Source organism: Synergistaceae bacterium (assembly GCA_017540085.1).
Classification (GTDB): Bacteria; Synergistota; Synergistia; order Synergistales; family Aminobacteriaceae; genus JAFUXM01.
Map to the genome: position 1 here is coordinate 1 of JAFYBQ010000009.1, position 26,713 is coordinate 26,713.

At 50.6% G+C, this 26,713-nt stretch carries 33 protein-coding genes; 19 read left to right on the plus strand and 14 right to left on the minus strand.

Features of this window, described 5'->3' with window-relative positions; all coding sequences use genetic code 11:
- The 6 genes from IKQ95_01410 to argH all read left to right on the plus strand — a co-directional run.
- The coding region (locus IKQ95_01410; GenBank protein ID MBR4195351.1) for a hypothetical protein at positions 1–391 on the plus strand (391 nt) is incomplete at its 5' end.
- Positions 392–393: 2 nt separating this feature from the next.
- The gene (locus IKQ95_01415) at positions 394–930 is read left to right on the plus strand and encodes a transposase (protein ID MBR4195352.1); all 537 of its coding nucleotides are present in this window, start codon (positions 394–396) and stop codon (positions 928–930) included.
- 286 nt (positions 931–1,216) lie between these two features.
- Positions 1,217–3,988, plus strand: coding sequence for a flagellin (locus IKQ95_01420; GenBank protein MBR4195353.1), 2,772 nt, complete (start codon positions 1,217–1,219; stop codon positions 3,986–3,988).
- A gap of 82 nt (positions 3,989–4,070) precedes the next feature.
- The gene (locus IKQ95_01425) at positions 4,071–5,735 is read left to right on the plus strand and encodes an NFACT family protein (protein ID MBR4195354.1); all 1,665 of its coding nucleotides are present in this window, start codon (positions 4,071–4,073) and stop codon (positions 5,733–5,735) included.
- Positions 5,725–6,147: a DUF1810 domain-containing protein gene (locus IKQ95_01430; protein MBR4195355.1), complete on the plus strand. Its 423-nt coding sequence runs from the start codon at positions 5,725–5,727 to the stop codon at positions 6,145–6,147. The genes IKQ95_01425 and IKQ95_01430 overlap by 11 nt, the downstream gene beginning before the upstream one ends.
- 75 nt (positions 6,148–6,222) lie before the next feature.
- Entirely contained in the window at positions 6,223–7,581 is a 1,359-nt protein-coding gene (gene argH / locus IKQ95_01435) for an argininosuccinate lyase (protein ID MBR4195356.1), read from the plus strand.
- A gap of 48 nt (positions 7,582–7,629) precedes the next feature.
- Here the strand turns inward: argH and IKQ95_01440 are convergent, their stop codons facing one another.
- Positions 7,630–8,160 carry a peptidylprolyl isomerase gene (locus tag IKQ95_01440; protein MBR4195357.1) on the minus strand — a complete coding sequence of 177 codons (531 nt, stop codon included), beginning with the start codon at positions 8,158–8,160 and terminating at the stop codon, positions 7,630–7,632.
- 443 nt (positions 8,161–8,603) lie between these two features.
- On the opposite strand from IKQ95_01440, the gene IKQ95_01445 reads away from it, so the two are divergent.
- The 4 genes from IKQ95_01445 (at position 8,604) to IKQ95_01460 (ending at position 11,560) form a co-directional block, all read left to right on the plus strand.
- Positions 8,604–9,557 carry an FkbM family methyltransferase gene (locus IKQ95_01445; GenBank protein ID MBR4195358.1) on the plus strand — a complete coding sequence of 318 codons (954 nt, stop codon included), beginning with the start codon at positions 8,604–8,606 and terminating at the stop codon, positions 9,555–9,557.
- Positions 9,558–9,685: 128 nt separating this feature from the next.
- Positions 9,686–9,961, plus strand: coding sequence for a hypothetical protein (locus IKQ95_01450; protein ID MBR4195359.1), 276 nt, complete (start codon positions 9,686–9,688; stop codon positions 9,959–9,961).
- A 3-nt stretch (positions 9,962–9,964) separates the two neighbouring features.
- On the plus strand, positions 9,965–10,516 hold the full coding sequence (locus IKQ95_01455; GenBank protein MBR4195360.1) for a CPBP family intramembrane metalloprotease: 552 nt from the start codon (positions 9,965–9,967) through the stop codon (positions 10,514–10,516).
- A gap of 3 nt (positions 10,517–10,519) precedes the next feature.
- Positions 10,520–11,560 (plus strand): hypothetical protein, encoded by a 1,041-nt coding sequence (locus tag IKQ95_01460; protein MBR4195361.1) that lies wholly within the window; start codon positions 10,520–10,522, stop codon positions 11,558–11,560.
- On the opposite strand, the gene IKQ95_01465 is transcribed toward IKQ95_01460, so the two are convergent.
- The 13 genes from IKQ95_01465 to IKQ95_01525 all read right to left on the minus strand — a co-directional run bounded on the left by IKQ95_01465 (position 11,514) and on the right by IKQ95_01525 (position 17,836).
- A complete protein-coding gene (locus IKQ95_01465; GenBank protein MBR4195362.1) occupies positions 11,514–12,527 on the minus strand; it encodes a WYL domain-containing protein in 1,014 nt (337 codons plus the stop codon). The genes IKQ95_01460 and IKQ95_01465 overlap by 47 nt on opposite strands.
- A complete protein-coding gene (locus IKQ95_01470; protein MBR4195363.1) occupies positions 12,527–12,991 on the minus strand; it encodes a lecithin retinol acyltransferase family protein in 465 nt (154 codons plus the stop codon). The genes IKQ95_01465 and IKQ95_01470 overlap by 1 nt, the downstream gene beginning before the upstream one ends.
- Positions 12,988–13,533 (minus strand): hypothetical protein, encoded by a 546-nt coding sequence (locus IKQ95_01475; protein ID MBR4195364.1) that lies wholly within the window; start codon positions 13,531–13,533, stop codon positions 12,988–12,990. The genes IKQ95_01470 and IKQ95_01475 overlap by 4 nt, the downstream gene beginning before the upstream one ends.
- 1 nt (position 13,534) lies before the next feature.
- The gene (locus tag IKQ95_01480) at positions 13,535–14,011 is read right to left on the minus strand and encodes a GreA/GreB family elongation factor (protein ID MBR4195365.1); all 477 of its coding nucleotides are present in this window, start codon (positions 14,009–14,011) and stop codon (positions 13,535–13,537) included.
- A 7-nt stretch (positions 14,012–14,018) separates the two neighbouring features.
- Positions 14,019–14,822, minus strand: a complete 804-nt coding sequence (locus IKQ95_01485; GenBank protein ID MBR4195366.1) for a radical SAM protein — start codon at positions 14,820–14,822, stop codon at positions 14,019–14,021.
- A gap of 69 nt (positions 14,823–14,891) precedes the next feature.
- The gene (locus IKQ95_01490; protein ID MBR4195367.1) at positions 14,892–15,107 is read right to left on the minus strand and encodes a hypothetical protein; all 216 of its coding nucleotides are present in this window, start codon (positions 15,105–15,107) and stop codon (positions 14,892–14,894) included.
- 12 nt (positions 15,108–15,119) lie between these two features.
- Positions 15,120–15,320, minus strand: a complete 201-nt coding sequence (locus tag IKQ95_01495) for a hypothetical protein (protein MBR4195368.1) — start codon at positions 15,318–15,320, stop codon at positions 15,120–15,122.
- Positions 15,317–15,619: a PqqD family protein gene (locus tag IKQ95_01500; GenBank protein MBR4195369.1), complete on the minus strand. Its 303-nt coding sequence runs from the start codon at positions 15,617–15,619 to the stop codon at positions 15,317–15,319. Before IKQ95_01500 ends, IKQ95_01495 begins: the two co-directional genes overlap by 4 nt.
- Before the next feature lie 4 nt (positions 15,620–15,623).
- Positions 15,624–15,809 (minus strand): hypothetical protein, encoded by a 186-nt coding sequence (locus IKQ95_01505; GenBank protein ID MBR4195370.1) that lies wholly within the window; start codon positions 15,807–15,809, stop codon positions 15,624–15,626.
- Positions 15,810–15,827: 18 nt separating this feature from the next.
- Positions 15,828–16,874 carry a radical SAM protein gene (locus tag IKQ95_01510; GenBank protein MBR4195371.1) on the minus strand — a complete coding sequence of 349 codons (1,047 nt, stop codon included), beginning with the start codon at positions 16,872–16,874 and terminating at the stop codon, positions 15,828–15,830.
- The gene (locus IKQ95_01515) at positions 16,871–17,143 is read right to left on the minus strand and encodes a YkgJ family cysteine cluster protein (GenBank protein MBR4195372.1); all 273 of its coding nucleotides are present in this window, start codon (positions 17,141–17,143) and stop codon (positions 16,871–16,873) included. The genes IKQ95_01510 and IKQ95_01515 overlap by 4 nt, the downstream gene beginning before the upstream one ends.
- Positions 17,143–17,532, minus strand: a complete 390-nt coding sequence (locus IKQ95_01520; GenBank protein MBR4195373.1) for a DUF1232 domain-containing protein — start codon at positions 17,530–17,532, stop codon at positions 17,143–17,145. The genes IKQ95_01515 and IKQ95_01520 overlap by 1 nt, the downstream gene beginning before the upstream one ends.
- Positions 17,533–17,584: 52 nt before the next feature.
- Positions 17,585–17,836, minus strand: a complete 252-nt coding sequence (locus IKQ95_01525) for a hypothetical protein (GenBank protein ID MBR4195374.1) — start codon at positions 17,834–17,836, stop codon at positions 17,585–17,587.
- A gap of 379 nt (positions 17,837–18,215) precedes the next feature.
- Between IKQ95_01525 and IKQ95_01530 the strand changes: the two genes are divergently transcribed.
- The 9 genes from IKQ95_01530 to IKQ95_01570 all read left to right on the plus strand — a co-directional run bounded on the left by IKQ95_01530 (position 18,216) and on the right by IKQ95_01570 (position 26,681).
- Positions 18,216–19,079: a formate/nitrite transporter family protein gene (locus IKQ95_01530; protein MBR4195375.1), complete on the plus strand. Its 864-nt coding sequence runs from the start codon at positions 18,216–18,218 to the stop codon at positions 19,077–19,079.
- 53 nt (positions 19,080–19,132) lie between these two features.
- Complete coding sequence (locus tag IKQ95_01535; protein ID MBR4195376.1) at positions 19,133–19,387, plus strand: hypothetical protein; 255 nt, start codon at positions 19,133–19,135, stop codon at positions 19,385–19,387.
- Positions 19,388–19,454: 67 nt separating this feature from the next.
- The gene (locus tag IKQ95_01540) at positions 19,455–20,900 is read left to right on the plus strand and encodes a hypothetical protein (GenBank protein MBR4195377.1); all 1,446 of its coding nucleotides are present in this window, start codon (positions 19,455–19,457) and stop codon (positions 20,898–20,900) included.
- Between the two features lie 12 nt (positions 20,901–20,912).
- Complete coding sequence (locus IKQ95_01545) at positions 20,913–22,853, plus strand: WYL domain-containing protein (GenBank protein ID MBR4195378.1); 1,941 nt, start codon at positions 20,913–20,915, stop codon at positions 22,851–22,853.
- Positions 22,825–23,466 (plus strand): helix-turn-helix domain-containing protein, encoded by a 642-nt coding sequence (locus IKQ95_01550; protein ID MBR4195379.1) that lies wholly within the window; start codon positions 22,825–22,827, stop codon positions 23,464–23,466. The genes IKQ95_01545 and IKQ95_01550 overlap by 29 nt, the downstream gene beginning before the upstream one ends.
- Before the next feature lie 26 nt (positions 23,467–23,492).
- Complete coding sequence (locus IKQ95_01555; GenBank protein ID MBR4195380.1) at positions 23,493–23,984, plus strand: transposase; 492 nt, start codon at positions 23,493–23,495, stop codon at positions 23,982–23,984.
- Between the two features lie 175 nt (positions 23,985–24,159).
- A complete protein-coding gene (locus IKQ95_01560; protein MBR4195381.1) occupies positions 24,160–24,495 on the plus strand; it encodes a heavy metal-binding domain-containing protein in 336 nt (111 codons plus the stop codon).
- Between the two features lie 52 nt (positions 24,496–24,547).
- Complete coding sequence (locus tag IKQ95_01565) at positions 24,548–25,753, plus strand: hypothetical protein (protein MBR4195382.1); 1,206 nt, start codon at positions 24,548–24,550, stop codon at positions 25,751–25,753.
- A gap of 91 nt (positions 25,754–25,844) precedes the next feature.
- Positions 25,845–26,681, plus strand: a complete 837-nt coding sequence (locus IKQ95_01570) for a transporter substrate-binding domain-containing protein (protein MBR4195383.1) — start codon at positions 25,845–25,847, stop codon at positions 26,679–26,681.
- The last annotated feature ends 32 nt before the right edge of the window (positions 26,682–26,713 follow it).

Below are 26,713 nucleotides of genomic sequence, written 5' to 3' on the forward strand. Positions count from 1 at the left end.
CCCGCATGGACAGCTCCGAGAAAAATTAGCATATCTTTGCGAGCTTTACGGCATAAATTATGTAGAGCAGGAAGAAAGTTACACGTCAAAAGCAAGTTTCTTTGATAATGACGAATTGCCGACCTACAACGCGGATAACCCACAAAAATATCAATTCAGCGGAACGAGAATAACACGTGGGCAGTACAGGACATCAACAGGGTATATCTTGAACGCGGACGTAAACGGAGCATTAAACATACTGAGAAAAAGTAAACTGGTGAGTTTAACGACTCTACAGGATAGAGGCTGTGTAAGCCAGCCCCGGCGAATAAGGGTATTCTGGAGCGGTAATATGCGTGTCCAGACGTTAGGCCGAGTACCAAACTTCACCGAAAGCCCCCGCCTTTAGGCGTGGGGTCGCTTACCCACATAAAGAGCCGCAATTTTTTCAGGAAGAAGAAAGCCTCAAACAACCGCGAGCGTGCATACAGGGAATTGATCCGAGCATACCGCAAAATGTTCCGGCAGCGCACGGATTTCCACTTCAAGACAGCAAGAAGACTCTGTGAACAATACGCTGTAATATGCCTCGAAACTTTAGACCTTCAGGCAATCGGCAAAAGGCACGGCAGAAAGATTAACAGTCTTGCTTTCTATGACTTTGTGCAAACATTATCATATGAAGCAACAAAAACGGGAACAAAAATAATCTTCCTTGACCGCTATTATCCGTCAAGCCAGCTCTGCCACGTCTGCGGATTCAAGAACACTGCCCTGAAGGATGAGCGCATACGTTCGTGGGACTGCCCTTCATGCGGGACACATCATGACAGGGACAGGAACGCGGCCATGAATATTTTGCGGGCTGGGGTGTCAGCCCTTGGAGGAGAGCCACTGTCGGCGGCGCGCTTCACGACAAGCGTTGATTCAGCTGGCACGGTTCAGTGATTCCGCAATCCGCAGGCTTGAGCCGGGCGGAGTACACCAACGATGGGCATCAGCATTTTTTTTCACACACGCTAAAGTCTCACATATCACGCTCCGAAACTGTCAGTGAAAAGAGAAGAGGCAATCACAAGACCGCCTCAAAGAATACCTAATCGCGATTTAGGACAAAGTTTCACAGCAGCACAAGATTTACCCTCGTAACACGTGAGGGGAGGAACAATCCCCAGTACACGGAAGAATTGGGGAACAGCAACAAAAATACACAAGGAGGTAAAGCACCATGTCAATGGTAATTCAGCACAACATACCGGCGTTGCAGACTTACAACATAGTCAATAACACCAGCAACGCTCTTCAGAAGTCAATCGCAAAACTCTCAAGCGGCCTCAGAATCAACTCAGCCGCCGACGACGCAGCAGGTCTCGCAATCAGTGAGAAAATGCGCTCCCAGGTCAGAGGACTCGACAGAGCCGTAGCCAACACTCAGGACGGTATCAGCTTAATTCAGACGGCAGAGGGCGCACTCAGCGAGACTCATTCAATCCTTCAGAGAATGCGTGAACTCTCAGTCCAGGCTGCCAACGACACACTGACACAGCAGGACAGAGCCTACATTCAGGAGGAAGTCGACCAGCTGAAAGACGAAATCACCAGAGTCGGCAACACAACCCAGTTCAACAAAAAGAAGCTCCTTGACGGCTCATCATCGGGACTTTGGAGTTCAAGCGACATGGAGACGAAAGCCCTCATCAGGGGATCACTCCGCGAAGTTGACCAGTTCGGGCAGAAAAAGTCAATCGAGGGCAACTACAAAATCCGCGTGAAGGCTGATCCGGGTCAGGCAGAAGTCCAGAAATCCGACATCATGACAATCAAGCACCCCAACGTCCTCACCAACAAGACAATCAACGCTCCCGACGGTGTGAAAGACGTTCAGGTTGACAACATGACACCCGGCACTTATTCGCTGGTTACCGAAAAGAATCAGACAGCGGTTGGTGCGAAAGATGCAATAGTTACAGGCTCTTATGGTGTTGGTGGAACTCAGTATACAACTTCATACTCTATATCGAGCGTTACGTCTCCGAGCGGAGGAAGTGGTACTTGGGCGTTTACTCTTGGTGGCGAGTCAATAGGTAGTGTAACAGTAGGTGACGGCGCTTCAGTTCCTGGTACTCTGTTCACTACGGGTGCTACAACATCAGGGTGGAATACAGTTGTCTCTAACGCAGCAGCAAAGGGCGTAACTTTGGGATTCGATGGAACGAATATTACGGTTTCGAAATTGGGTAGTGAGGGAGCTACACTTGCTGCAACGGCAAGTGGAAACAGTTTTGCGGCAACAGTGGGAAAAATTGCAACTACAGCTGCGACACCGAATCCTGCGAAGACAAAGGTCGGTGCCGGTGCCGTATTCAAAGTGAACTCCACTGCAAACAATATCGAGAATGCCAGTATCCTCTTCGAGGTTACCGGAAGGGATACCACGAACAAGACAATTACTCTCAAGGCTACGTCAACAAGGCTCACTCAGGATGGCAAAAACTACACGTCAACGATGGATGATATCGTAGTTACGGACGGCGGTGCAACAGTCAATATTGATAAGCTGGTGGGTGATAACGATTCGACTAACGCTGAGCTTACCATCGCACTTAACCAAGGAATGCTCTCTGCAGTGGAAGACAGCGGAAAGTTCGTAGCTTACGTTTCTGCCGGCAAAATGAGTAACGCAACTGGTGCATTGAAAGTCGATGTGACAGGCACTATCGATAAAGATTGGGATGACGCTTGGGATACCGGCGTTTTCGGTCAGACTACAACGGGAACAACAACAAGCAATAACACTCTCGTTTATGCTCTCGACGGTGACAACCTTCAGAATACAGAAGTTCACTTCAAGAACTACATACTCAACGAGAGAACCGGCACAGTGTCAGAGGGAGATATTACCCTCATAACGAACAATGACTTCAAGGTTACGGACGGAAAACTGAACGCAACCGACGGCGCAATCAAGAACGGCGATACTCTTGCTTCCTTCACATCGTCATACATCGGCAAGACGGCAAGCGGAGACGTGAAACTGCGCGACCTCGACAAGTTCTGGAACTCTGAGGGCAAATTCATGCTCGATGACGCGAAGACGCTGACACTGAATCAGGGCGACGGCAAAACTGCGAATGTAACGCTGTATGCGAATGACACGCTTGACGAAGTTGCAAAGAAGATCAACAACGCGATTGCAACGGATCTGGGGCAGTCGAAGTATGTTGACGATGCAACTAGATTTGCAACATTCGTAGACTCTAAGGGCGCGAACTCTGAGGCAGTACCCGGAACGTTCGTAATCAGGTCGGTAGTTCCCGGCGCACAGGGTGAAATCACCTTCTCAGGCGATCAGGAAATTCTTGACGCATTCTCGCTGAACACGATTCAGGATTCGAAAGAGACTGTGTACAACGTTGACGTATTCGATGAGCATACGGGTAAAGTTCTTGCCCAGAACGTGAAGACGACCGGCAACGTAATGCACGGAGTAATTCATGAGAATGTTGACGTTGAGTTCGGCGCATTGAAGGGCGTTGAAGCGAAATGGAACAGCAACCTCAACAAGTTTGTCTACACGGCGAAAGAGCAGTCAACTACGCTTCATATTGCCGACAACACGACAGTCCTTCAGATCGGAGCGAATGAGGGCGAGGATTTAGCGATGGACATCGGAGACATGAGGGCGCACGCACTCGGACTTGACGAGGTGAACATGATGAGTCATGACAGGGCAGCGCGCTCAATCACGGTCATCGACAACGCAATCGACAAGGTAAGCACTCAGAGGGCGAAACTCGGAGCGTACCAGAACCGCTTAGAGTACACCGCCAACAACCTCACCACAGCCAGCGAGAACCTGACCAGCGCAGAGAGCAGAATCAGGGACGCGGACATGGCCAAAGAGATGATGGAGTTCACGAAGCTGAACATCATGCTTCAGGCCGGAAACTCAATGCTTGCTCAGGCGAACCAGCAGCCGCAGAACGTATTGAGCCTCATCAGGTAGTTTGCAGCAATAACGGAATCACAAAGGGGAGGGGAGCGAATCCCCTCTCTTTTTTTGTACCTGCGTGAAAGGATAAAAATCAATGGCATTCGGACCAGAATTTATTTCAGGACTCGCGGGAGAGATTCGCAAAATTCTTCCGCTCCGCATAAATCGTATAGAGGGCGGAGACTCATGGGCGGCCCTCAAAGTTTCCGGCGAAAAATGGCTGCTCATGTCGTGGACTTCCGGCGCGGCGGGAATCTGCACAGCGACTCAGCCCGAAATTAACGCGCTCCGGGAAATATCACCGTCAAGAGCTTCTATCACTGAGGCAATGAAGAGCCGACTCTCCCACGGCAGCGAAATATATTCCGTCAGACAGATAAATCATGACCGTATATTAGAGCTGTCAGCAAGGCGGCGAGTCTCGGCTGGTGTCAGCGTGAATTACTCCATCATTCTTGAGATCACAGAGCCTGTAGCAAACTTCCTTCTTCTTGACGAGTCCGGGAAAATTGACGAGGCCGCGAGGCATTCAGCACCCGACACAAACCGCTACAGGACAATTCTCCCCGGCCATTCGTACACCCCTCCGCCAGAATTTGACGGCCTGACGCTGACTCACGGAATGAATTTGCGGCTTGAGGATGTCCCAAACGTGAAGGGAATCGGCAGGCCATTGGCGCGCCTCATCATGTCTCAGTGGCAGGAAAGGAAGCCGGAGTCGTGGCTTTCGGCTTTGCTGAAAATTGCTGACGGTGACTCGGACTCAGTGTGCAGGCTCATCATCAGGAATAATTATCTCACCCGCATAGATTTCCCCCTCGAAGGAACGCGGGAGCTTGGCCGGGATTCGCTCATGGCCGCAAGATTCGGAGTCCTTGTTCCGTTATTGAGGCGGGGAAGGGAGAAGACACTTCACGAGATTGACGCGAAAATCAAACGCGCCGTGAAAGCAAAAGAACGCCACAGAGACGGACTCGCAAAGCAGCTCAGAGAGTGCCGGGAGGCCGAAATATTCAGGGCAAAGGGCGAGGCTATATTGTCGCATATGTACGAAATTCCCAAGCGGGCAGAGAATATCACCATCACCGACTGGGACGGCTCAATACTCGAAATCACGCTTGACCCGGATTTATCCCCGTCAAGAAACGCGGAACGTTACTTCAAACGTTACAGGAAAGCGAAAGGAAACCCTGCGGAAATTTCAGCAAGCCTTGACGCTGTGAACTCATCAATTCTCGAACTCAAAGAACAGCGCACACTTCTTGAAGCCATTGATGACCCGGAGAATTTCACGGAGGCTGTGAAAGACCTCGCCGAATGGATTTCACCCGCCAAATCACAATCACGCAATCCCAAACGAAAGCGCGAAAATATCCCGCCTCATCTCAATATTGACCGGGACGGGGTGAATATCCTCGTGGGACTCTCAGCAAGAGGCAACCGATATGTTACCCTCAAGACAGCAAGGCCGGAGGACATTTGGCTTCACGCTCACGAAATGCCGGGGGCGCACGTCATAATACGCGGGCTGAAACGCTCTGAGCTTGAGACAGACCGCCGGGACATTCTCGAATTTGCCGCAGGACTCGCCGCGGGGCATTCGTCCGGGAAAAATTCCGGCTCTGTTCCTGTCGACTACACAGAACGCAAGTATGTCCGCTCAGTGCCGGGAACTGTCGCGCTTGTTACGTACACAAATCCGGGGACTCTCAGAGTCAGCCCGGCAGAATATCAGGGAGGGGATACACATGAAGGATAGCGATTTAGGGCGGTTCTTCCCGTATCATGATAACGATTATCCGCAGGCACTCCGGGAAATCAGAGCGGGGCGGAAGGTGTCCCATTGGATATGGTACATATTTCCTCAGCTCCGCGGGCTTGGACGGTCTCAATACTCGTGGGATTTCGGGATTACAGGAGCGGATGAGGCAAAAGAATATTTGTCGCACCCTGTATTAGGCGCACACCTCCGGGAAATTTCCGGGGCATTGCTTGAGCTTGAAGAGTCTGACCCCGTGAAAGTCATGGGCGGAATTGACGCGCTGAAGCTGAAATCATCTATGACACTTTTCGCGGCGGTCTCGGAGAAAAGCTCAGTGTTTCACAGGGTACTCGATAAATTTTTCGGCGGGGAAACTGACGGCGAAACATTGTCGCGGCTCAAGCTGTAAAAGTCAACAAGTCTTGTTATCGCCGGGCGTAAATGGTAATCTCTCTCACATTCAGCAAGGAGGGAGATTATTTTTATGTGGCACGGAAGATTCACGAAAGGCACAGCAAAAACCGTTCAGGATTTTACGCAGTCTCTTGACATTGACTGGCGCATGGCCGAGTCCGACATTCAGGGGAGCATAGCCCACGCAAAAATGTTAGGCGAGACAGGAATTTTGACGCGGGAAGAGTCAGCGAAAATCATCGCAGGACTAGGAAAGGTATCAGACGAAATCAGAGAGGGCAAATTCACGCCTTCAGAGTCGCTTGAAGATGTCCATATGAATATCGAGGCGCGACTCACGGAGATTGAGCCGCTCGGCGCGAAACTTCACACAGCCCGCTCGCGTAATGATCAGGTTGCGACAACGACAAGAATATATCTGCGCTCACGTCTTCAGGGACTCCGCGAAAATGTCCGGGACTTGCTCCGGGTGTTAGTCTCAAACGCTGAACGGCATATTGACATCATCATACCGGGCTACACTCACATGCAGCAGGCACAGCCGATCTCAATGGGACATTACTGGCTCTCATGGTTCGAGGCATTTCACCGGGATTTAGGGCGGCTTGATTTCGCGCTTGAGTCGCTGAATGAATGTCCCCTCGGAGCCGGGGCTTTGGCCGGGTCAACATTGCCGATTGACAGATTCATGACGTGTGAAATTTTGGGCTTTGACCGTCCCACGCGCAACAGCCTCGACACAGTAGCAAGCCGGGACTATATGACAGATTATCACTATTTCGCGTCAATCTTAATGCTTCACGTTTCACGCCTCTGCAATGATTTAATCACATGGAACACTCAAGAGTTCGGGTTTATCGTCCTGCCTGATGATTTCTGCACCGGGTCAAGCATGATGCCTCAGAAAAAAAATCCCGATGTCCTCGAATTAGCGCGGGGAAAAACGGGGCAGGTTATCGGGAATCTTGTCGACATTATGATTACGCTGAAGGGTCTGCCGATGACGTACAACCGTGATTTGCAGGAGGACAAGCGCGGGCTGTGGGAATCAGTTGACACAGTAGAAGCAACCGTGAAAATTATTGCGGAACTGCTTTCACATGTTGAAGTTGACGAGGGACTCGCGCTGTCGGGGCTTGAGAAAGGTTACTCGCTTGCGACTGACATCGCCGAGTATCTCGTGATGAAGGGAGTCCCTTTCAGGGAAGCTCATGCGATTGTCGGGCGGCTTGTGGGATGGTGCATAGAGAATAATATCAGGTTTGAGGATATGACGCAGGATCAGTGGCAGGAGCATGTACCCGAAGCAGATTCGGCCATGATGGGAATATTGTCGGCGCGTGAGAGCGTAAGTCGGAGGGATGTTTACGGCGGGACAGGATTCGCGCAGGTCAGGAAACAGATTGAGGACGCAAAATCGCGGATATGACTCACAGAAAGCCCCCCGGAAATTTCTCCGAGGGGTAAATTTTTGCCGTTACTTGTCGGGGGAAGTCTCCTGCGGCTTGTCGTAGAGCCTCTCTACTTTGTACTTTCCTTCAAGCTCTTTCGCCCTGTCCTGAAGTGCCTGCTGTGTTTTCTGATCTTTAAGCTCCTGAAGCAGGCGCGCTTTCACCTGCTCAAACGGTATAGGGGACTCCGGGATTCGTTCCTCTAGTTTTATGATGTGCCAGCCGAATTGTGTCTTGACGGGTGCGGAGACATCGCCGGGATTCTTCAGCTCAAAGGCTGCCTTCTCGAACTCAGGAACCATCATGCCCCTCGGAAATTCGCCCAAGTCCCCGCCGTTTGCCGCGCTGCCGGGGTCAATGGAGTATTCTTTCGCTACAACGTCGAATGATTTTCCGGCTTTGAGTTCGGCCTGAACCTTTGCGAGATTCTCATCGCCGCTCACGAGAATATGCCGGGCGTGTACTCTTTCGGGATTCTTGAACATTGCCGGGTTGCTGTCATAGAATTTCCGGGCCTCGTCATCTGTTACTGCGATGTCCTTCACAATTTCCCTCATGGCCGCCTGCGCCAGCATTGCCCGTTTTGCGTTCATAAGCTGGGACTGAAATTCGGCTGTCTGATCGAGTTTCGAGGCTTCTCCGTCAAGAGCGTAGAGCCTCATGGAGATAACATCATCGATAATCATCTTCCTGCCCTGCTCCGTGCCGTAAAGCGTAACCGCCTGCTGTCCGAAAGGCTGTATGAACTCTAAGACTTCAGCCTCGGTTACGTCCTGGCTTCCCACACGCGCCAGCACTTTGCCGGACTCCGCGCCGAATGCTGAAAAAGTGAATGCCAGAACGAGAATGAACGCCGCAAAAATTTTCCTTGCCAAATGAATCACTCCTGATGATATATTTTAGTCCCGCAAAGTTTATCACATTAACGCATTTTGTTTATGATATAATCCCGGCCGTGATAAATTTCCCATCTGTATCAAAATGAAATGAAGGCGGTACAATGAAACAGTCAAAATCAGACATTCCGATTCAGGAAACAGGCGGAGAAAGCATAACAGGACGGTTTATCGCAAAATGGCAAAGAATGCGGGCCGGAATCATGACTCCGTTTGAGTTCGTGATGATGTGCGCCGACAAGGGACTCTCATTCGTAACAAGAAGCGATGTACATATGGGCGACTCCCTCATGGCGCGGAGAATCATAAAGCAGCTACGTTCAGAAGGCTGCGCGGAGAAAGATTATTACAGGCTGAAGGACGCGAAAATCCCCGTGCTTGAAGGCAAATACAAGTCTGATTTCTTCTCGAACACCATTTTTGATGTCTTCTACTGCTACATGTATCTTGACGACAATTACAGCGAAAGTGAGATAAACAAATATTTCTATCTCTTCCCTGAAGGGCCTTACTGCCTGAAGAATGACCTTGTTGACGTGAGGATCAATCCCGGCGACATAGTGATGGACGCGGGAAGCTGGATAGGGGAATTTGCCGCTTATGCCTCCGCTAAGGGTGCTACGTGCTATGCCTTTGAGCCGTTCGAGAAAAATTATGATGTTCTTGCACGGACAGCCGCCCTCAATCCGGGTATTGTGCCTGTCAAAAAGGCTGTAGGGCGTTCATCAGGCTTTGTGAGCATGTCAGGCGAGGCCGGGACAGCGGCGGTCAGCGAAAACAAAGACGGCGAAATCATTCAGACCTCCGTTGATGATTTTGTGCGTGAAAACAACCTGCCCCGCGTGGATTTCATAAAGTCAGACATAGAAGGCTTTGAACGCAATCTTATTGAGGGAGCGCGGGAGACTCTCGCAAAATTCGCGCCAAAGCTGGCAATCTGCACATATCATCTTCCTGATGACCCCGAAGTTCTGCCGGCGTTAATCAAAGAAGCCAACCCGGAATATAACATCGTCCAGAAACACAAGAAGCTATTTGCCTCAGTTCCCCGCAGGTAAAACGCAAAGCCCCCCCTGCTTTCACATGAGGGAGGGCGAAATTCCCGCCGAGAAATTTTTTCCGTAATACACTAAAATATAAAGGCTAATCACAAGAAACAATCTCAAAATTTGGGAGCTGATTCATTTTGCGTATCGTAAACACTCAGGCAGTATTGGGACTCTCAATATGGATTCTCGGATTCGCCTTCATGGTAATGGGCTGGCTTGTCGGGGAGCTGTCAGAAAAATACGGGAAAATCCCGGCGAAAATCCTCTACAAGATCGGTGTCGTAATCGTCGGAATCCCCGTGATAATTCTGCTGTGGAAAGTCTCGGCGACTCTCTACGTCAACCGCTTCAACATAGCCGCCTACATCAACAACGCATTCCAATTCATTCAGGATGCCCTGAAAGTGCTGTAGCTCATGGTCGGCTTCATACTGGTCAACATCATCGGACTCATTGCCGCGGCCTTCATGCTGTATTTCCCGTACACGTGGTGCAGGTGGAAAAATGAGCCTGAAGAATCTTACGGCCTGAAATGGTTTCTCACGCGCCGGGCAAAAATTGACGTGATAACCGCGCTGGCTGTTACGCTGATTCCGTTGACGGTGATTGTCATGTATATGCCTGTGAGCTGGGGAGGGGGACTCAAGACTCCGCCGTTCTGGGACGCTCTGAACATTCTCGGAGGAGGAATCGCCGCGGCATTCATTGAGGAGACATTTTTCCGGGGATGGCTTCAGACTCTGGCGGTGCGGAAATTCGGAGCTTTCGCGGGAATCATAATAGCTACGGCGGTATTTGCGGCTGTACACTTAATCGCGGTTCAGAAAATCATACGGCTTCTGACATTTTTCCCCGGCTTAATCATGGCACTTTTGCGGCACAGGAACGCCTCTGTAATGCCGGGGATAATCTATCATGCTGTCTGCAACGTCTGGGCGGTATGGTTCTCGCCGCTGCCGGGGGTTTAGGCCATGAGGAAAATATTTCTCACACTGATATTTCTGCTGGCGGTCTCGGAGTCGTGGGCGGAAAATCTCATTGAGCTTAGGCTCCCGTGTATTGTCGGCGAAAACGTTACGGCAAAATTGCCCGGGGGCAATGTGATTCCGTTAGGGCGCGTGAAAATGATTCCGTCAAAAACAAACTGGCCCGCTTACACCGCAAGCAGGTGGGCGAGTCCGTCAACCGTATGCGCGACTGCCGTCAACGCGATTCACATTCTTGTCCGCGCCGAGAATGACAGAGGAAGAATCATCAGCCTTGTTCCGTCAGTAACGGTAGCTCCCGCGGCGGCTCCGGGGGCGTTTTTCGCGCTTGACATGGACGCGGGTACGGGGATATTCGGAGGGTTCGCGCCTCTCACAGGGTCAGGGGTTACGGTTGAGCATGACGGGATCGAGTCTCTGCTGACTGATACGCCTAGGGAGGGCGATATTCTGATTATACGTTCGCCCCTGCCTGAGAGACTCCCATACTACATGGCCGATTTCGAGAACAGGCCGGGCGGAAGGGTAATCGCTTACGGGGCAGACGGGCCTAAAGTTATCGCGAGGGTGATACGCCCCGTGAAGGGAGTCGGGCGTTTCGGAGGGAGCATATATCAGAACCGGGGAAGGATTCGGGCTTCACATTCGGGTGTGATATGCGTCGCGACATCCCCGCGTGATTCTGTCGGAGGGATTCAGATTATGCCGCTGAAGCACGCGCTGACCTCGCCGGAAATGCTCAACGCCTGGAAGCTGACTCAGTGGATGATTGTCGCGCCCCTGCCGGGAATGCCTGATCTTGAGGGGACTGCGCCACTGTTCAAGAATGCCTTTGTCCCCGGAGCGCAGTTATCGGACAGACTGCCGGACTTGTGGAGTCATTACGGGAGAAGGCCGCTCGTGCTGTGCAGGGTTGACGGGGGAAACTGGGAACGCCTGCCGGAAATTTCCGGGAAGGTTGATGACGGGCTGAAGAGAGTCACGCACCTGAGATTGTATTTTCCGCTGTGGAGTTTGCCGCAATAACTTTCCGGGCTAAGTCGCATACCATTTCGCGCAGTTCATCCGGGGCTTTGACCGTTATCCCGGGGGAACATGACAGTATCCACCTTGCGGCCTCCTCAAGATCTGGGATTGTCGCAGTAAGCTCTATAGTGTCATCATTGAGGCGCGTTATTCTCTGCGTGGGATGGCGTTTCATTTCGCTGACGATTGAGGCCATCGGCTCGCGGATTTCGAGTCTTATCGTGTGCCGGAGCTGTCCGCCTTTCACGTACCATGAAGACTGCCTGAAGATTTCCGGGCTGTAGTCATCAGGAGGTGGGATAAATTTCCCGTCATCAGGGATAATTATCCTCTCAATTCTCGACAGCCTGAAGGTCAGAATCCTTTCTCCGTCCCCGGCGGCCATGTACCACGAGTGAGCCTTGAAGAACATATCGTAGGGGGAAATTCTGTGAGTCTTCACCTTCCTGTCTCCGTACGGCGAAATGTAGTCTATCTCTATCGCTTCATGCTCGTGTATCGCCTCTAATACCGTCTCAAAGACCCACGGCTTTATGCCTGAAACAGGGTGCTGAATTGTCGTAAGTCCGGCTAGAATCTCGCCCAGCTCCACAAAACTGTCCGGGACAATCTCCGCGATTTTGTGCCATAATTCCCTGCAGTGACTCTTGAAGTCAGGCACGAAATGACTCGCCATTCCCAAGCCTATGCACAGTGCTGAAATGTCGTTCATGTTCAGACTCAGCGACATAAGGAACTCGCCTTCATACGTCATGCAGTAACGCCGTGGATAATCGCGCCTGAATGTGATTCCGGCTTTGTACTCGTCCCGCAGTAACCGTATATCATCCTGAAGAGCGCGCCGCCCGGAGTATTCGCAGTGTGTGATGAGGTCTGAGACTTCCGCGCCTGCCTCACCCTTTTTGCGGAGGTATGCCGCCAGTTTCAGGAGCCGCCGTATTCTTACGGACGAAATTTCGCGACCCATCAGCCGAAAAAGCGGGCGACAATGTCAAGAATCCTGTCGACCTGCGTGGAGTCCTTAACGCCTGTCTTGCACCACACCGCGAAATGCTCGCAGTTGTTCAGCGCAAGATTGTAGCCGCCCTCGCCGAGTTTGCTTCTTGCGCGTCTCACGGTCTCTTCTCCGCTGTAAAGGTGGTAATCCATCATCTTTATGACGCGGATTAACTGTAGAATTTTGGCGAGTCCCTTAACGCCGGGGATTACGGGAAAATTATTCGGGTGTTCGGGAAAGTTGCAGACGCTGAAATCCTCTGAGCCGTTCAGGAACTCCGCTAATGTCGTCTCGCGCACAATGCCGTTGAAGTCGTCCGGGCCTGTCGCGCCTGTGTAGTGAATGACGCGGCCGGGGTCAGCGTAGACTCCGTAGTGGGAATATAGTCCCCTATTCACGCGGAGAACATCGCCGTTTTTTGGACTGGGTTTCATTTGCCGATCATCTCCCCGCATGAATTGAGCAGGAATTTCACTACGTCATCGAGAGTCATATTGTCAGTACAGACATGAATCAGGCCGGGAAGTTTCATGTAAACATCCTGCGCTTTCTTCTGCCCGTCAAAATCGCGGTCAAGAGCTGAGATGATTCCCCCTTTGCTTTTGCGGTCTGACATTCTTTCGCGTCTTGTGTCATCGCTGGCGCAGAGGAGGAAACTTCTGTCCGGCTTCCTGAGTCCCTCGAAATATCCGAAAATGTCATCAGGGATTTCACGGTCAAAAGGCCAGTTGTATGCGAGCGTTGAATGAATATACCTATCGCAGACTATATCATATTTTCCGGCCATGTCCGAGACGTAATAGCATGATGACAGATAATAGTGATACGCTGAATATTTGTTGGCGGCGGCGAATTTCCTCACGGGCATATATTCAGGGCCTGGGGTTGACGCAAATTTGAATCCGAGAGAGTCGGCGAGAATTTTTGCCGCGGAGCTTTTCCCGGTTCCGTCAGTGCCTTCAAGAGTGATTAGCATTCTACAACACTTCCTCCACTGTGCAGCGCATAATTTTTGACGTGCGAAATTCTACGGTATCGCCCTTTTTCCTTCCCGCAAGAACTTTCCCTAACGGACTCTGCGGAGTTATGGCCGTGTATTTCCTGCCCTCGTGGACGACTGAGACTCCCGCCGCGCCTTTCGCGTCAAGCAGTATATAGCCGTTATGCGCTCCGTTCTGTTTAAGGATGATGATTGAGCCGTTAGCGATAATTTCGCCGCCTGTCCGTGAAATTTCCGCCTCAAGAAGGGATAATGCTTTCTCCATTTCGTTATGGCTCTTCTTCATTTCCGAGAGCTGCCACTGTCCTTCAACTAATGCGCTGTCGTAACGGCTCTGCATTGGGCCGGGCTGATCTGCAAGATATTCCTTCTGCATTTCGATACCCTCATTTGAGGACGATATATTTTCCTTCAGCTTATTGATTAAAAGTCCGAGTATTGTTTTTCTGTCCAAGGTAAAATTATCTCCTGTTCATTAAGTCTGCTATATGCTCCAATATATTATCATGCCCCGCTTCCAAGAAACTCCCTGTATCATCGAACGGGCATAAAGTGATTCTTCCGTCAGGGTATACCCACACAGAACGGCATGAAGGGCAGCCTGTAGGGTGAGGGATTCGGCATTCGCGGCACATTTCGAGGCCGGGATTTTTCGCGCTCTCAATTTCTACACGCGTGTCGTCCCTGAAAATTTCGGCGAATCCAAGAAATTCGCGGTAATATTCCTCGTCCGCTGTCATGTCATTCATGAGCTTGATTATTATCCCGTGAGGCAATAGAGCTTCGGCCATGCGCCTTATTGAGTCTGGATTCTGCCGTGCGAAAACGGTGTTGATCTTCACGCGGAGGCCATGCCCGGCAGCTTTTACGGCACTGTGAATTATGTCCGCGGGGCTGTATTCTGATGACGTGAGGCGTGAATATTCTTCCGGGACGAATGAAGGCACAGAGATATTCAGGGAGTCTGTGAGGGAGTAAAACTCTTCAGGCTGAAGGGGGAGCATAGATCCGTTTGTGGTGATTGCGTTAGTGAGTCCGAGGGATTTTGACAGCCTCATGATGTCCAGAAGGTGAGGGAAGATTAGCGGCTCTCCGCCAGTGTAAGCGACTTTTTCCCCGCCGAGCGAGGCAAAAACTTTCACGCATTCTTTCAGGAAGCCGGGGGGAATATCTCTATTCCGGCACCTGTTGAAGTCATGGGAGCAGAACACACAGCGGTAATTGCACCTGTCAGATAATACGAGCCTGAGATTGTATTTGCTCATAGTGAGTCATCCTTTCGGGAACGAACTGCCCCGGCTTTTCGGGCTGAGGCAGAAATATATTCCGTTCGGTCAGTCGAGGCAGGGTTCGAGCGCGCCTCCGGCAGAAGCTATGTCCGTAACTGCGAGCGCTATTGATGAAACTATTGATGAAAACGGTTTCGGGTCAGGGTCAGGCTTAAGCATTGCATTAATTGCCTGGACAACGGTGAACGCTATGCTGTAGCTGTTCCCCGTCCTGCGACCTGTAACAGTCGGCGAACGATATTCCTTCATGTATTCCTTCATGGCCGTGTCCCCCTAGTCGAGGCAGGGTTCTAGTGCGGGAAGTCCCCCTGCAACGCTTTTGTCCCCTGATTTTGAGGTCAGCAGAGCCGCCGCAACGCCCCCCGCAAATGCCGCCGCAACTTTCGCCATCGTAACGCCCGCAATCAATGCCGCCGGGAACGCAAAGCCGCCTTCAGCCCCTCCCGTAACTGACGGTGTAATGTACTCTTTCATGATGATATTGCTCCTTTCTTCAGACGTATTAATTTCTTCCATTGCATATCGCGTATGAAACTCACTATATCGCGTTCGAGGGTCTCGCGGTCAACTTCATACTCACCGAGAATTTCAGCGCAAAGCCCTTCAATCGTCATATTGCCGTCAAGAATATTCCACATTTCCCGCGCCGTTCCGTTGAGGTAATATATCTCGCTGTTACGGTTCGAGGCTATGAGAAATTCGCCTTCATTGCGAGTCTTCAAGGCACTGTGAACGGGGATATAATCCTTCAGGAAATCATATGCCGCTGTCATTGCCTTACTCCATTACGCACTCAGGCACACGCAAGTCAGACGAAAAAATCCGGTGTGCGTCCATAGCGTTTTTCACAGCCTTTGCGATTGCATAGCCTCCCACCATCGCAAGCCCTACAGCAAGAGGCACAACCCTTCCCCCGGCGGTCTCTGCTATATTTGTTACTTCCGGCTTCCTGTACTCCCTCAAGATATATATTCCTCCTCTCTATAATCTCACGTCAGCGTCAGAATAATTCCTCAGCCCGTGATTGATTTCCTCCTCATCCTCCCATGAGGCTACATACTTCAATACTTCCGGCCTCGTCCAAGCGTCATGGGCTTTGGCATTCCACACGTCAAAAAAATCATCCTCAATCACATTCCCGATGACGAACGGCGCAACGCAGTCCAGCCTTATATCACCGTTCGGGCGGATAATCGCTCCCGTGTTGGGCGTACTCATGTCCCGCAGAAGCTGTATCTTTGTCCCGGAGCTTCTCTGTACCGACATTCTCCCGGCGTATTTCTGCGTGTTGACGCTGACGGCCTCGCCGAGAATATTGCGCTGTTCCCGCGTCATCATGATTTCGGGATTGAGCCAGCTCCGTCCGCTTGGCATGACCTCGCCCAGAATTATCCCGGACGCGCCTAACTCGTAGGCAAGCTCGCACATTGAGTCGACCTCGTGAAGGTTCGCGGGGGTTACTGTGTGGGCTATCGTTACGGGGATTCCCAGATTCGTCAGCATGAAGACGGCCTCCACTGCCTTGTCCCAGCTTCCCGCCCTCTGCCTGAAGTCATCATGCCTTTCACGTGTAACTCCGTCTATTGAGACCTGAAACCACTTCCAGCGGTATTTTGTGAAACGCCTGGCCTTTTCCTGAGTCATCAATAAGCCGTTGGAGATTACGAGAAATGATGTCCCGTCATCGTGAAGGATGTCCATAATTCCGAAAAGGTCATCGCCCAATAACAGCGGCTCGCCTCCCGATATAACGCACTGGAATATCCCGCCGTGATTCACGATGTAGCGGGCAAAATCCTTCCAGCGTTCCGGGGTCATTGGGTCATGGCCGGAATTGTCTTCCCCGGAAACGTTGTAGCAGTGCTTGCAGTGAACATTGCAGTGCGCGGTAAGCTCAAACTGAAGCGTCAAAGGCATCGTGAATCTCTCAGGGTAAAGATGATTCGCGACAAGGTTACGGATATTTTCGGCCTCGTCATTTGCGGCTTTCCTGTCCCTGACGAAATTAATTTTTGCCCAGTCTCTCAAATTTCATCACTCCTGATCTTTTCGCAGTATTCATTGAGTAGAGCGTCAAATTCCCCGCGTGTCATTGTGTCCTTGAGGCATTCGGCGTAATAGCGCTCGTTGTCGCAGATTATCGGCCTTCTGTCGTAGATGGAGCAGAGGCGGGACTCACGGTCGAAATACCTGCATGTCCCGTCCCCGCTGTCGAGAGTCCTGCGCTCCCGGCTGTCCTCCGGGAAAAACCTGAAGCACTCGCAGCACTTTCCGCACTTCCGGCAATGGAACGCCATCAGTCGAGGCCGTCCGATGTTCCCGGGCCAAATATGCTGTCTATCATTTCCCGCGCCTGCCGTTTGACCTCATCATTGACATACATCTGCGCCATAATCAGAGCCGCCGCAATCGCCGCTAAGTCATCAGTGAATCCCACGAACGGAATAAAGTCCGGGATTATGTCAATCGGCGAAATGAAGTAGCCCAGTGTCGCCACTATTGCCGCCTTTATGTGAATAGGGCAGTCGGGACGCTTCATGACGTAGTAAAGCTGAATGGCCTTGTAGATTAACGGAAGCCCCGCGGCCTTGAGGACTCCTTTCACCTTGTCCCAGAAAGAGTCGTCCGAGTAATCTTTCTGATATTTCGGGTCAATATCTTCAACGCTCCGTATTTCCTTGCTCATTGCGTATCTACCTCCTTAATATGCACAGATTCTACAAGGGCATAACGACACCTTAGGCGTGTTTTGCTCCGGCGAGAATGTATTTCCCGGTATCCTCAAGATGATATGCCATGTTCCTGCGGCTGAAGCGGATTTTTGCGCCGAACGACTCGCGCAGGAAACGTATATCGCTCTCAAGCGTCCGGCCTGACACGTAAGCGCACTCAGCCATGAGAGCCTCGCGGGAAATGTAGTCCTCCGATTTCAGGACTCCAAGAAGACGGTTGAGCCTCTCGATTCGTAATGATGACATTGATTTTGACACTGTATATTCCTCCTTTTGCTGACTCAGTATAGAGACTCAAGCGGTCAGCTTAGGGGTGTTTTGCTCACGGTGATAATACAGAAAATGCGCCGGGCTGATTCGACAACCTCAGCGCAAACTCTCAAGCGCACACGGCAAAGATACGCCCTTAACCGCGCTATGCTATAATTGACACAGGACAAGTCAGGGCAAAATGCCTCCAGCATCAGCCGAATGCTTAGTTTATTTCAGACAGAATGAATTATAGCACATGGGCTTGTCCGATTGTTTATTGTGCCGAAATTTATTCACCGTTTTCACTTTTCCTCCGCAAAATTTTCACAGCCCTTAACGTTTGTCATCTCCCGTGAGCTTATCACCTGCGCTATAATCCCATCAAATGCAACTGTCTATAGGGAGGCGCATAAAAGTGTACAGTTCACCGTCAGAAATCGCAGACTCAGCCGTCAATATCGGAATCAGGAAGGCCGGAATGACCCTGCCCGCAAAATTTCTTCTCGGCATTCTCGCCGGGGCGTTTATCGCGTTCGGATCGCAGGCCGCGAGTCTCGTTACCCACACAATCACAGACCCAGCCGCCGCAAAGCTCACAGCCGGATTGATATTCCCCGCCGGATTAATCGCCGTACTCATGGCCGGGGCGGAACTCTTCACGGGCAACTGCCTCATGATTATTCCCCTCGTCAAAAAACGTATCACCCTCACCGAATTATTATCCTCATGGCTGATCGTGTATCTCGGAAATTTCGCGGGGAGTCTCATTGTCGCCTGCCTCGTGTCATTGTCGGGGCAGTGGAACATGTCAGCCGGACTTCTCGGAGCTTTCACGCTCAAAGTCGCAGCAGGAAAAATATCTCTCTCATTCACTGAGACCGTAACGCTTGGGATTTTGTGTAACTGGCTTGTGTGCCTTGCGGTGTGGATGTCGTTCGGCGCAAAGGACGGAATCACTAAGGCAATTTGCGCGTTCTTCCCTGTGTGGGTGTTCATAGCGTCAGGATTTGAGCATTCAGTAGCAAACATGTACTACATTCCGGCGGGGATAATCGCGAAATCATCACCGCTGTATGTCGCAAAGGCTATTGAGATTGGAGTCTCTCAGGCGAATATTGACGCTCTCGGATGGGTCAGCATGTTCACGCGGAATCTAATCCCCGTAACAATCGGGAACATAATCGGGGGCTGTGTGTTTGTCGGGCTTGCGTACTGGTATGTTTATCTCAGGGGGGAAAAATCACGATAACGAGGACTCCCAACGGCCATGAAGTAACAGAAGAGGCATTAACGGCGCGTGTAATGAAAATCCCGGAAGTAAGAGATTTCCGGCTCATTCAGACGGGGCGCGACAGTTACAGGATTATGATACTGCCTGAGACGGGATCGGACATACGCGGGCTAAGGGGTGCTGTTCTTGATGCCCTTGTCGATATTTACGGAATGAGGGCGGAATACGACATTGACATTACGCACGATGACCCGGAACTTCTGCCGGAAGGTGAGCGGGCAGCCGTGCGAATCTGTAATCCTGCGGAAAAAGCAAATCACGCCTAAGCGGGCGGTGTGAATTGGTATAATTCCCTGCAATTCCAATACTTAACGTGAAGGGGATGTATCATGCGTGAAATTTCTGCGTGTACTGGCGTTAATTGCGCTGTTGTTTCTGCTGACGGGAAATTTGTCGGCAGCTGAAATTGACCTCAGCAAAATTCCGATGTCCCGGACAAAATTAGACTTCCTCACGCTGTACAAAACACAGTGGGAGCTTTTCGGCCTTCCCGGAAAACTGAAGCGGGCTGTTGAGGAGGCATTCACCGAGCAGACAGAAAATCTCATGTGGGGTACTATGAGGGCGCAGCTTGTCTCGAATTACGACAACATTCAGGAGAAGATTCAGCAGGCGGCGGAGTACAAATTCGCGGCGGATTACGACAAATTTCTGTCCGAGCTTGAAGACAACTGGGGCGAAAAGCTGAGATCTAACATTATGGACTTCTACAAGCGGCAGAACGAGTCTATGTATTTCGAGCTTTCCTCCAATCCGATGGCGCAGGCATTCCTCCGGCAGGATTACGACCGAATAACGGAGGACAACGGGAAATCGGTGATGGCTCGCATATCGTCTGAGCTTTCCGGGAAATATGGCACGTTCACGGTTTCAGGGGCGGGGATAATCGGAGGCGGGCTTATGGTTCTGGCACGCAAGCAGCTGCAAAAACAAATCGTGAAAATTGCAGGGCGGAAATTGGCCGGGTCTGCGCTGGGAAAAGCGGTGGGGGCTGCCGTTCCCGTAATCGGATGGGCTATGCTGGCCTGGTCTGCGTGGGATATGTATTCCATGCTCGCGGACGCTGAAGACACAATCAGGACAAAAATTTTCGAGTCCTACAACGCCATGTACTCTGAAGAAGTGCCGTTAGTGTACTGGGACGGAATAGAGTCTTACGTCCGGGACACGTATATATTCGCCTATAACTCACTTTCCGAAAGCATTGAGAAAGGTCTGGCAGTGTCAGAAAACGCAAAATTCAAGCTACTGACGCAGGGTCTGAAGAAACCGAAAGAAAGAATTTTCACAAACAGAATCGCGGACATTCTGCAAATAGTCGACAAGAAAAATTACACGCTTGATGACATTCTCACACAGCACGGCGAATTTATACGCGACTCAAAGCAGGAAGATTTCGAGGACTTCGCGGCCATGCTGATAAAGTCAGAGGAGCTTCTCACAAAACGCGCCGTCCGTATCAATGAATTGTCGCGGGGCCTCCAAGAATCAGAGCGGAATTTGTTTGCCGACAAAATAGCAAGAGTCGAGGAAGTTGTCGCGGAAGGGAAAAATTATACCGTTGATGACGTTCTCACACGTTACGGCAAATTTATACTCGGCACAAGCAACAGGGAGTTTGACAGGTTCGAGGAAGTACTGTATGAGTCAGACACGCTCCCTGAACATTACCCGCCCGAAACAGCCCCCGTAGTATCACGCGACATCACAAGCCCGGACATCAAGCCGGACTCACCGTCAGCAACACCAAAAACATTCCGCATACACGAAGGACATTAGGAGGAAAAATTCATGCGTAAAATCACCACGCTGTTCATAGTTATGGCTCTCTGCGCTGTCTCATGGGCAGATGACAACATCATGAGGACAGAGACAGAGAGAAACGCCGACATTGACCGGGCAATAAATGAGATAGGGAATGTTCCTGAAGTTGACCGGGTGAATTTCCGGGACGGCCTCAAGAAAAGCCGGGCTAACTTCCTCAGATTATACCGCGCAAGGTGGCAGGCTCTCGGAATGAATGACAAGCTCGAAAAGGCCATTGACCGCGCATTTCAGGACAAAACCGGCGGAATGCTCTGGGGGACTAAGGGACTCAGGCTCGGCGCGAATATCGGCAACATCGTCAATGACATTCAGGAGGCCACGGCGTTCAATTTTGCCGAGACGTATGACGATTTCCTGCGTGATGTCGAGGACAAATGGGGCGAGTCATTGCAGGGGGATTTGTCTGACTTCTACAAGCGCGCAAGCATCATGCTCATAGCCGCCGACAGAAATCCGATGATGAGGGCATATATCCGCCAGAGCACAGCCGCCCAAGACAGCGGAGAAAGAATCCTCGACGAAATCAGCGACACCCTCACCGCAAAATATCCCGACCTCAAAATCACAGGTGCCACAGCCGCCGCAGGAATCTCTCTGCTTTTCCGCAAACAGCTCGTGAAGTATCTCGCCAAATACGCGGGGAAGGCTACTGTATTCAAGAAGGTTGCCGCAAGTGCCGCCGGGAAATTAATCGGTAAGACTCTCCCCCTTGTAGGGCCGGTAATGCTCGCATGGTCTCTGTATGATGTAGCCTCTATCGCCTGGAACGCTGAAGAAGACGTGCGGAGAATGCTCACCGAGCGCAACATGAACATGTATTCACGCGAAATGCCAGCGGTGTATTGGGACGTTATGGAGCCATATGTGATGGATGTCTTTGTGTCGTCTTACGGAATGCTTCAGACTGCAAGAAAGAACGCTGAAACTTTTGCGAATGACTCACGTGTTCAGGCTCTCAGCGCGGGACTCAGCGATACGGAGGCTATGCAGTTTGCTGAAAGAATATCGGCGGCGGTTGAGATTCTCGGCCATGATAAATATGATTACGTCATCGGGAATTTCGGCGAAAGAATCCGCGAGTCCTCACCTCAGAATTTCCGCAGGCTAATGCAGGTTCTACAGCAGGAAAACACAGAGCAGGCTGTCGAATGGCTGAAACTTGCCGGGACTCAGTATTACGACTTCTACGCGCTGTTCCCCCGCGATGTGTGGGAGAAATTCCAGCCCGATTCGCAGTCCCTCGAAATATTGTCGTGGATGTCAAAGCGTCTCACACCCTCAGCGCGTAATACAGCGTCAAAACTTTCGGTGAATGATATTCTCTTTGTGATGAATGATTTGCCGGAGCGATATTTGTCTCAGCTTTTCGGCGACAGAAGCAAAGACCCGGAGGCGGTGCATTATGAGATTGAGAGGCTGCGAGATTTGCCGGAGGACTCCCGCGTTCCGTGGATGTCGGAATGGCAGTACATGTTCGCGAAATACAAGATATATATCATCATGGCCGGGGCGTTAGTGTTCATTGCGCTTCTGGCGAGGATATTAATACCTTTGTTCAGGGGACGGACTCAGGCACTTCCGCAAGCCTCACAGCCCGTGATAATCTCAATGCCCCCTCAGCCCGCACAGCCCGTTGTCATCAAGAAATACGAGGTCAAACTCATCATATCCCCTGAATTTGTCGCGGAAGCCCGTAAATCTCAGTGGGACATATCGCAGACATTAATCCCGGCGGATGACGGAAGCGGAAATTACGTTTTCAGCGCGGAGCTTGAGAGCCTCGACACTATTTCGCGCTGGGTAAGTCGGCACAGAGAAAGTATTACGGTTATACAGCCGGAAGAACTCAAATATACAGCTATCACAGCTAAAAACATTGCGGGTAATGTTAATTCCCAACGATAAACAGCAGACACGGTTATTTCAGTTTGCAGGAAGCGCGAGATACGCATACAACTGGGCATTGGAACAGGAAAGTAAAAATCATGCTGAGGGCGGAAAATTGCTGTCAGACTATGAATTACGCAGACGTTTCACGGAGTACAAGAATGAGCCGAATAATCAATGGCTTTACACGATAAGTAACAACGTATGCAAGCAGGCAGTGAAAGACGCAGTAACAGCATATCAAAAGTTTTTCAGAGGACTTGCGGAACACCCGAAATATAAGAGCCGTAAGCGCAATAAGCCTAGTTTTTATGCAGACCCGGTAAAGATAAAGTTCACGGCAACACATGTAAAGCTAGAAAGTATAGCGACAAGCAAAAAGAAGAACCGCCAGAGTGCAAACTGGTTCAGAATGGCCGAGCATGACCGAGTGCCGAGTGCCGCAAAATATAGCAATCCGCGAATAAGTTATGACGGGCTGAATTGTTTTCTGACTGTCGGAATTGAGATTGAGACTCGTGAACCTGTAGCAAGCACAAATGACGGTATCGGTATTGATTTAGGAGTTAAAGACTTGCGATATGCAGTACAGGCCATGTTTATGGAAATATCAACAAGACAAGCCGAGTGAGACGGCTCAAGAAGAAACAGCGAAGGTTGCAGCGCAAAATCTCACGTAAATACGAAAAGAACAAGAAAGGAGAAAGTTACCAGAAGACAGGCAACATTGTAAAAAGTGAAAAGCAGCTTTTACGCATAACCCATAAGCTAACGGACATCAGGACAAATTACATTCAGCAAGTTACGACAGAGATAATAAAGCGAGAGCCAAGTTTTATTGTCATGGAAGATTTGAATGTATCAGGAATGATGAAAAATAAACATCTGGCGCGTGCTGTACAGGAACAGAAATTTGCGGAGTTTTACAGGATAATGCAGTACAAATGTTCATGGCACGGCATAAGGCTAATCACGGCGGATAGGTTTTACGCAAGCTCTAAGACATGTTCATTTTGTGGGAACGTCAAGAAAGATTTGAAGCTCTCGGACAGAACATATCACTGTGAAAAATGCGGGGCTGTGATTGACCGGGATTTGAATGCCAGCATAAATTTGTATCAATATGGGAAATCAATAATCAGCCACTGACACGGAATTATTGATATGTACCCGTACGTTAGCGGGGAATTGAAGCCTCTGGAGCGTCATACCAAACGTGAATAGCCAGTAACAACAGCGAAAGCGGACGCGATGAATGAGGAAAGAAGCGCAAAAGTTAAAAAGCTGATAACTTTTTATAAGTCTTCTGTAACGGCACTACAGCATGAGCGAAAACAGCGCAGGCGGAATCACATTAAGCACGCGGGCATTTCCTCCGGCGGGGACTCAGGACATCGGCATTATATACGGAGTATCCTGCCTAAGCTCAAATTTCTTCAAAGACACAGCGGCTACCCTCACGAATCTTACTGTCGGCGGCGAACTCTCAGGCTACACGGCCATGATACAGAAAGGAATCGAGGTTGCCCGCAAAAGACTCATAGGCGAGGCCGAAAGATTCGGGGCTGACGGTGTTTACGGGGTAATGATAGCGACTCCGCAGGTCGCAGGGGGCGCGGCGGAAATCATAATGTATGGGACAGCGTTCAAATATGTATAACATGAATCCTTCCTTGCGGTGATAATATTCATTAGTAAGGAGGGATTTTTTCATGTCAAATTTATTCGGACTCTCACAGCTTGATTACTTCCGCGATTCACTTGACGAACGTTCGCGGGAGGCTCTCACCTCAGCAGTAAAAAGAATCACAGACGCAAAACTTCACGGCGGGCGCGTAATGGTAGTAACCGGCTCAGGCCCTAACATTCATGAGGGCGTAACGACTCTCATCGCAGAATTAATCCGGGTTGGACTCGTTGACGCTGTGTCTACAAGCTCGGCGGTTGTCGCTCACGAAATGGCCGGAAGTCTCGACAGGGTTTACCGTGTTGACGCTGAAGCCCTCGGCATGGATATGGCCAAAATGCCGCGGGGAGATGTCTTTGAGTTCACCTGCATGAATGACTCTGAGCTTGACGCACTGAGGCGCGAAATGCCGCTTGATGATGACCTTCTCGAACGCGGCAGGAATCTTCCGCACGTAAACGAAATCATAAAGGCCGCCGGAAATATGGCCTACCCTATGGGACTCTACACTGAGAGACTCGCGCATGAAGTCTTAGCCCTCGCGAGAATGTACGGGCTTCCCTTTGAGACTGTCGCGGGCTGGGGCTGTGATGAGCGCACTATGCTGGGAGCGGCCTCACGCAGGAATATTCCCGTGATGGTTACGATCCCTCAGCTTGTCGGCGGGGGGGCTGTCGGAATGTCAATCGGCGACTCTATTCCCGTCTCTCAGCGTTCCATGAGAATATCGCGTATGCTTGCTGACTGTGATGTGATTATTGAGTCGGCTGTGGCGTTGACGCAGGAAATTCACGACGGCCCGTTTGAATGCTACACAGGGCACGGAATCTGGGCTTGGCACTCAGGGCAGAATACGTACAGCCTAAAGGACAAGGCATTAATCCGCATTGACCTTGACGAAAATTTACGGAAAGCCGTTGACCTCAACAAAACAGTGCAGGAGGCAATCGACAAAGGACTCCCGAAAACGAAAGCCGCAAAGATTCCCTTCCGCATGGAAATGTCAGCGTTCGCCCGGCACGAGGGAAGCATACCCATTGTAGGCGACATCGGAAAAGTCTGGCCGTTAATCGCTCATGACGCAGCCAAAAATCTAGGTATCACCCTCGAATTTCTGTCGGCCTCTCAGGACACGGACGAGGGGAAATCAATGCGGGAGTGGATTGTTGACACGGTGAAGCCTCTTGACGTTCAGAAAATGCGCGAACATTCAGCTAGTTTCGTGAAATAATTGTTGAACACAAATGCCTTCATGCGATAAAATTTTATGTATTCATATTATCCCTGAATAATATACATAGATATACATGGAGTGATACGCCGTGAAGAAGTATGTTTTTCTTACCGTTATGCTTATGTGCCTGCCGCTGTTTTTTATGTTAGGCGCAAAAAAAGAGGCAAAGCCCGCAAAACCTGTTCTTATAATCGGTGCTGAATGCGAGTACCCTCCAAATAACTGGGAGGAAATTATATCCTCAGACTACACCCTGCCCGTGTCGAATCACGCGGGATATTACGCTGACGGCTACGACATTCAGATAGTGAAGCTCATAGCCGAGCGCATGAATTATGATGTCATGATAAAGCGAATCGCGTGGAATGATTTGCTTCCGTCCCTGAACAGGGGAGAGATTGACGCTATATTTTCATCAATGCTCGACACTCATGACCGCAGGAAAGTCGCGGCGTTCTCAGAGCCTTACGAGATAACTGTTACCGAATACGGAATAATAACCCGCAGGGAAACACCTTTCAGCGCGGGGAAAACGTTAAAGCACTTCAGCGGGGCAAAGATAATCGGCGAGAGAGGGACAAAATTCGATGACGTTATAGAGCAGATACCTGGAGTCGTTCACATGAAGCCGGTTGATACAATCAAAGAAATGATTGACGCTGTTATGTCGGGTGAGGCTCACGGTGCTGTGATTGACATTGAAGCGGGGCAGTATTATGAGCTGGTAAATACTCCCCTGAAGCTGGTAAAGTTTTCCGGGGATGAGGGCTTTAATCTGGGCTTTCACGGAGTCTGCGCGGCGGTCAGGAAGGGAGACTCGGAGCTTCTTCACAGGATAAATCTTGCAATCGCAGGAATAGACAAGCATGAACGGCAGAGAATAATGGACGGCGTAAACAGCAGGATGCTTAACAGGCGGCACTGAGGAACGCAAATGCCGTATGAATTTCGTGAACA